General features: G+C 70.8%; 7 protein-coding genes. 4 read left to right on the top strand and 3 right to left on the bottom strand.

Features of this window, described 5'->3' with window-relative positions; all coding sequences use genetic code 11:
• Positions 1-35: 35 nt before the first annotated feature.
• Entirely contained in the window at positions 36-1382 is a 1347-nt protein-coding gene (locus tag FNH05_RS30000; RefSeq protein ID WP_144592218.1) for an MFS transporter, read from the bottom strand.
• A gap of 105 nt (positions 1383-1487) precedes the next feature.
• Here FNH05_RS30000 and FNH05_RS29995 point away from each other — a divergent pair, with 105 nt between their 5' ends.
• Positions 1488-2057: a TetR/AcrR family transcriptional regulator gene (locus FNH05_RS29995; RefSeq protein WP_186382803.1), complete on the top strand. Its 570-nt coding sequence runs from the start codon at positions 1488-1490 to the stop codon at positions 2055-2057.
• Between the two features lie 4 nt (positions 2058-2061).
• Here the strand turns inward: FNH05_RS29995 and FNH05_RS29990 are convergent, their stop codons facing one another.
• Positions 2062-2829 carry an SGNH/GDSL hydrolase family protein gene (locus FNH05_RS29990; protein WP_144592216.1) on the bottom strand — a complete coding sequence of 256 codons (768 nt, stop codon included), beginning with the start codon at positions 2827-2829 and terminating at the stop codon, positions 2062-2064.
• 81 nt (positions 2830-2910) lie between these two features.
• Positions 2911-3561, bottom strand: a complete 651-nt coding sequence (locus FNH05_RS29985; RefSeq protein ID WP_144592215.1) for a GNAT family N-acetyltransferase — start codon at positions 3559-3561, stop codon at positions 2911-2913.
• A 156-nt stretch (positions 3562-3717) separates the two neighbouring features.
• On the opposite strand from FNH05_RS29985, the gene FNH05_RS29980 reads away from it, so the two are divergent.
• The 3 genes from FNH05_RS29980 to FNH05_RS29970 form a co-directional block, all read left to right on the top strand.
• On the top strand, positions 3718-4557 hold the full coding sequence (locus FNH05_RS29980) for a patatin-like phospholipase family protein (protein WP_144592214.1): 840 nt from the start codon (positions 3718-3720) through the stop codon (positions 4555-4557).
• 475 nt (positions 4558-5032) lie between these two features.
• Complete coding sequence (locus FNH05_RS29975) at positions 5033-5515, top strand: HNH endonuclease (protein ID WP_246128017.1); 483 nt, start codon at positions 5033-5035, stop codon at positions 5513-5515.
• A 16-nt stretch (positions 5516-5531) separates the two neighbouring features.
• A partial coding sequence (locus FNH05_RS29970) for a GDSL-type esterase/lipase family protein (RefSeq protein ID WP_246128016.1) occupies positions 5532-5915 on the top strand: 384 nt, incomplete at its 3' end.

Genomic DNA, 5915 nt, shown 5'->3' with positions numbered 1-5915 from the left:
GCGCAAGGGGGACGGCACTCGCCGTCTTTTCCGGATCAGGCGCGCAGATACGTGGCTTCGTCGGTGATGTCGGCCCGGGACCGGTCCGCGATGGCCGCGCCGCACAGCACGGTCACCACCGAGGCGAGCACGATGTAGACCGAGATCGAGTACGGCGTGCCCGTCGCGTGCAGCAGCCAGGTCGCCAGCAGCGGAGCCGGACCACCGGCGAACACCGACGCGAGCTGGTAGCCCAGTCCCGCGCCGCCGTAGCGCAGGTGCGTCGGGAAGCTTTCGCCGATGAAGGCGGCCTGCGGCCCGTACTGCATGGCGTGCGGGATCATCGACACGACGACCGCGAGGAAGATCGGCACGTACCCGCCGCCCTTGAGCACCGCGAAGTACGGGAACGCCAGCAGCCCGGTCAGCACCGCGCCGGTGAGGTACACGCGTTTGCGGCCGATGCGGTCGGACAGTTGCGAGAAGAACGGGATGGTGACCAGTTCGAGCGCGGCCGCGACGAGCACGGCGTTGAGCACGAACGTCTTCGAATAGTGATGTTCGGCCACCACATAGACCAGCACATAGCTGGTGAACAGGTAGAACGGCATCTGCTCGCTGAACCGCAGCCCCGCCGAGAGCAGGATCTCGCGCCAGTGATGCCGCACCGCGTCCACCACGGGCCGCCGCGAGGTGCGCTGCTGCGCCACGACCGCGGCGAACATCGGTGTTTCGAGGATGCGCAGCCGGATCACCAGGCCGATCCCGACCAGCACCAGGCTGAGCAGGAACGGGATCCGCCAGCCCCACGAGGTGAACGCCGCGTCGGAGAGCACGAAGGACAGCAGCGTCATCCCGCCGGTGCCCAGCACCAGGCCGACGGGCACCCCGATCTGCGCGAAACTGCCGAGCAGACCGCGTTTGCGCTGGTCGCCCCATTCCATCGCGAGCAGCACCGAACCGCTCCACTCGCCGCCGATGGCCACCCCCTGGATGAGCCGCAGCGCGACCAGGATCAGCGGCGCGGCGATGCCGAGGGTGTTCGCGCCGGGAAGCACACCGACCAGTCCGGAGGCGAGCCCCATCAGCAGCAGGGTGATCACCAGGGTGACCTTGCGGCCCACCCGGTCGCCCCAGTAGCCGAAGATCGCCGCACCGACGGGACGGGCCGCGAACCCGACCGCGTAGGTGGCGAAGGACTGCATGGCCCCCGCGTAACTGCTCGACGCGGGGAAGAAGAGGTGCGGGAAGATCAGCGCCGCGGCCGTGTTGTAGAGGAAGAAGTCGTACCACTCGATGGTGGTGCCGATGGCGCTGGCCACCGCCGCCCGCCGCACCTGTGTCCGTTGTTCGGTCTTTCCTGCCTGGATGACCTTGTTCGCCTCATTGCGTCCAAGAACCATGTTCCACGCCTCCTGTGACTGGCGTCACCTTTTCCATAACCTTCGTTCACGGATCGGGTGATGTCCAGGCAGGGCGGGAAAACATTTCCCCCTACCATCGGCGGGGTGCTGGAAGAGAAACCACTGCGGGCCGATGCCCGGCGGAACCGGGCCAAGGTGCTGGCCGCGGCGGAAGCGGTGTTCGCCGCCAAGGGTATGAACGCCCCGACCGAGGAGGTCGCGAAGGCGGCCGGGGTGGGCGTGGGCACCCTCTTCCGGCATTTCCCGACCAAGGAAGCGCTTCTGGAGGCGGTGCTCCAGGAGCACCTGCGCCGGTTCGCCGCAGAGGCCACCCGGTGGGCCGGGGCGGACGACCCGGGCAGCGCCTTCTTCGCCTTCCTGAAGGAATGGGTGGAGATGGCGGCGACCAAGAACGCCTACACCGACGCGCTGGCGGCCGCGGGCACCCGGGCGCCGGAGGCCGCCGGGGTGCGGGACGAGGTCGTCGGCGCGTTGCGCACCGTGCTCACGCGCGCCCAGGACGCCGGCACCGTGCGGTCCGATGTCGGCGTCACCGAGCTGATCGCGCTGATGGTCGGCACCTCCCGCGGCGCCGAGCACCTTGGCGGTGACCCGGCGCTGCGGCGGCGCATGCTGGAGATCGTGGTCGACGGGCTGCGGCCGTCGCCGCGGTGAGTCCTCAGGCCCGGTTTTCCATCGGGGCGAGCGCCGGACGTTTCGGGGAAAGGGTGTCGCCGGAGGATTCCCCGCGCAGGCGCCGCTTGATCCACGGCAGGGCGTGTTCCTTCGCCCACCGCAGGTTTTCGGCGCGCTGCTGACGCGGCGGCACGGCGGGCCGCGGCCCCAGCGCGGCGGGGGAAAGCTCGTGCGGCACGCCGAGCACATCGAGCACGGCGATGGCGATCTCGTTGTGCCCCAGTGCGTTCAGGTGCAGCCGGTCGGCCGACCACAGCCGCCGGTCGCGCAGCGCGCGCAGGGCCCACATGTCCACCACGAGCGCCCCGTGCCGGGCGGCGATGACGCGGGTGTGCTCGTTGTAGATGGCGGTGCGGCCGCGCATCCGGCGGAACAGCGGGTCTTCGACGCCGTCGACGCCGGTGAACAGCACGACGGTGGCCCCGGTCTCGGCCAGGCGGCCCACCGCGCGGTCGTATTCGTCGGCGAGTGCGTCGATGTCGACCTTGGGGCGCATCAGATCGTTGCCGCCGGCGTAGAGGGTGATCAGGTCGGGTTCGAGCGCGAGGGCCGGTTCGAGTTGTTCGGCCAGCACCTGCCCCAGGAGGCGTCCCCGGATCGCGAGGTTGGCGTAGGAGAACTCCGGCTCACGGAGGGCGAGTTGTTCGGCGACCCGGTCGGCCCATCCGCGCACACCGTTCGGACGGGTGGGATCTTCGTCGCCGACTCCCTCGGTGAAGGAATCGCCGAGGGACACTAAGCGCTTGCTCATGTCCTTCACTGTAAGCGGACGGCCCGGGTGATCCACCTCGCACCCGCCGGGCGGGGGCAGGGATCGGCTGTCGAGCGGTCCTCAGCTCCGTACGGCTCCGGTCAGTGGGGCCAGCACCTGCCACCCCATCGTCTCGTACAGGGCCCGGCCCTCCGGGGTCGCGACCAGCACACCTGACGTGGCCCCCCGTCCGGCCGCGAGGTCGGCGAGCGTGTGCATCACCAGGCGTCCCAGACCGCGGCGTTGATGGGCGGGGCTGGTCTCGACCTGGTCCACGACGAAGGCGGATCCGGTGATGGCGGCCTGGCCGCGCGCGGCGAAAGCACCGTCCGCGGTGCGGACCAGGGCGCGCGCGACGCCGGCCCGGGTCCAGGTGTCCAGCCGGTATCCCTCCGCGGGGGCCGGTGGCGCCCCGGCCTGGGCGCCCCTCGGTGGGGCGGACATCAGGAAGCCGGGCCCGCCGGCCAGGGACCAGCCGGGCGCGAGCCAGGGTTCGAGCGTTTCCGGCGGCAACGGCGCTTTCAGCCAGATACCGGGTGCTGTCGTGTTCCCGGTGATCTTGCGGACGGCCGTTTCGTCGGGGGCCGGCAGTACGTGCCGCACGACGTGCCCGGGGAGGCCGACGTCGACGGTGAAGCCCCAGGGAGTGGGGACAGGGTCGGCCGCGCCGCGCGAAACGGCCCAGCCGTGGATCCACGCGTGGAGGGCCTCGGCCGTGTTCGTGAAAGGCAAAACGCCTCCCGGCGCAGATCAGGGCTGACGGGGATGTGTACGTGCTGCGGGAAGCCCGCCCCGGCGGCCGGAACGATCCGCCGGAGGTAGCGATGATCATGATAGAGCTCGGTCGCGGGTGGGTGCCGGCGAGGACGCCCGAGCAGAATGGTGATCATGACAAGACGAGGTGTGGTGCTCGGCGGTGGCGGTGTCGCCGGAATCGCCTGGGAAACGGGAATTCTGCTTGGTTTGTCCGAGGCGGGCGTGTCGCTGCTCGCGGCGGAGAAGATCGTCGGCACGTCGGCGGGTGCCACCGTCGCCGCTCAGGTCACCGGTCCTCTGAGCCTGCCCGAACTGTATCGGCGGCAGATCGATCCGGCCCTGCAGGTGCCGGAGCTGCCCGCCGCACTGGACCCGGAGGCCGTGATGGCCCTGTGGGGCCAGGCCTACGAGGCCGCCGAGGGCCCGGAGGATCTGCGCCGACGGCTCGGCGCCATGGCGCTGGCCGCGCCGACGGTGCCCGAAGCCGAACGCCGTGCCGTCATCGAAGCGCGGCTGCCCGGCCACGAATGGCCCGAACGCGATCTCGCGATCGTCGCGGTGGACGCCCTTTCCGGCGGGGTCCGCGTCTTCGACCGCCGATCCGGAGTGAACCTCGTCGACGCGGTGGCGGCGAGCTGCGCGGTGCCCGGGACCTGGCCCCCGCACACCATCGGCGACCGGCGCTACGTCGACGGCGGGGTGCGCTCGGGCGAGAACGCCGACCTCGCCGCCGGATGCGACCGCGTGGTCGTCTTCCAGGTGATGGAGCTGCCGGGCAGCACCGACCTCGACGAGCAGGTCGCGTTGCTGCGCGAGCGGGGTTCAGGGGTGCTGGTGGTACGGCCCGACGAGGCCTCGAAGGAGGCCATGGGGCCGAATCTGCTCGATCCCGCCGTCCGCGCGGCCTCGGCCGAGGCCGGGTTCGAGCAGGGGCGGCGGGAGGCGGCGGCTCTGGCGGAGTTCTGGGGCTGATCCCCGTCCCCGAGCCCGCGCCGGAAATGCGTTTGACCCCTTTCCCGCGGTCCACAATGATGGGTGCACAAGATCCGATGGGAGACGGCATGAAGCATCAGCATGAGCGCGCCGAAGCTATTTCGCCGCGCCCTGCCGCCGGCGGTTTCCGCCGCGGGCAGGAGCTGCCGATGCGCTGGCTCAACCCGGTCTGACCTGGGAATTCCTTCGATCGAGGAGCCGCCCTCCGGGAGACCGGTCGGGGCGGCTTTCTTTTTCGCGCCGGTCGGGAACGAGAGGAAGAATCGTTTCCCCGGTTCGGCGCGCAATTCGGCAGACGGGTGCGAGGGAGACGGGAACCCACCTGATTTGGGATCAGGAGACACCGCGTTCGACTCGCGGGCACCCGACAGCGGCGCCCGGACGTTCGCCTTCCCCCGCGGAACGGCGGACCATGGCCGTGTGCCCTTGGTACGACAACAGTGAAGGGAGGTGCGTGATCGTGGGTGTCCTCGTGCTCAACGCGTCCTACGAGCCACTGCACGTCGTCTCCGTCCCGCACGCGATACGGATGCTCGTGCGGAAGGTGGCGGAGATCCAGGAGGCCGAGGACGGCCGCCCGTTCGGCCTGTTCCCGCGTCCGAAGATCGTGCGCCTCGTCCGGTATGTCGTGATGAAGTGGCGGTACACCCATCCTCCCCGGTGGTCGCGGCGAGGGGTGCTCCTGCGCGACGGGTACCGGTGCGCCTACTGCGGCCACCGCGCCGACACCGTCGACCACATCGTCCCGGTGTCCCGGGGCGGTGAACGGGCTTCGTGGCTGAACACGGTGGCCGCCTGCGGGGGCAGTGCCCGCAGTTGCAACGCCCGCAAGGCCGATCGGCTGCCGGAGGAGGCCGGTATGCGGTTGCGGGTCACGCCCCGCGTACCGGACTGGCGCGAACTGCAGACGGCCGGCATCGCCGCGCCGGCGGCGTGAGCGGGAGAATGATCGAATGTTGCCCGATCTTCGTGTGTGTTTCGTCGGCGACTCGTTCGTCGCGGGCGTGGGGGACCCCGAGCATCTCGGCTGGGCGGGGCGGGTCGCCGCCCGCACCCATCGCTCCGGACCGCCGCTGACCGCCTACAACCTCGGAATCCGCCGCAACACCAGCGACGACGTGCTCGGCCGCTGGCGCGCGGAATGCCTGCCGCGGTTCCCGCACGGCTGCACGAGCGCGATCGCGCTTTCCTTCGGGGTCAACGACACCATGGTCGAGGGCGGCAGGCGGCGGGTCCCCGCCGACCGCTCCGCGGCCAACCTCGTCACCCTCCTGGACGAGATCCCGTCCGCGACCGGGCCGGTGCTGGTCATCGGCCCGGTCCCGGTCGCGGACGAG

The sequence above is a fragment of the Amycolatopsis rhizosphaerae genome (assembly GCF_007713715.1).
GTDB lineage: Bacteria > Actinomycetota > Actinomycetes > Mycobacteriales > Pseudonocardiaceae > Amycolatopsis_E > Amycolatopsis_E rhizosphaerae.
This window is presented reverse-complemented; position numbering and strand designations above follow the sequence as displayed.

Bases quoted from the DNA above. Each gene is read 5' to 3' on its own strand.
- FNH05_RS30000 (WP_144592218.1), bottom strand. From the start codon at position 1,382: ATGGTTCTTGGACGCAATGAGGCGAACAAGGTCATCCAGGCAGGAAAG.
- FNH05_RS29980 (WP_144592214.1), top strand. From the start codon at position 3,718: ATGACAAGACGAGGTGTGGTGCTCGGCGGTGGCGGTGTCGCCGGAATC.
- FNH05_RS29990 (WP_144592216.1), bottom strand. From the start codon at position 2,829: ATGAGCAAGCGCTTAGTGTCCCTCGGCGATTCCTTCACCGAGGGAGTC.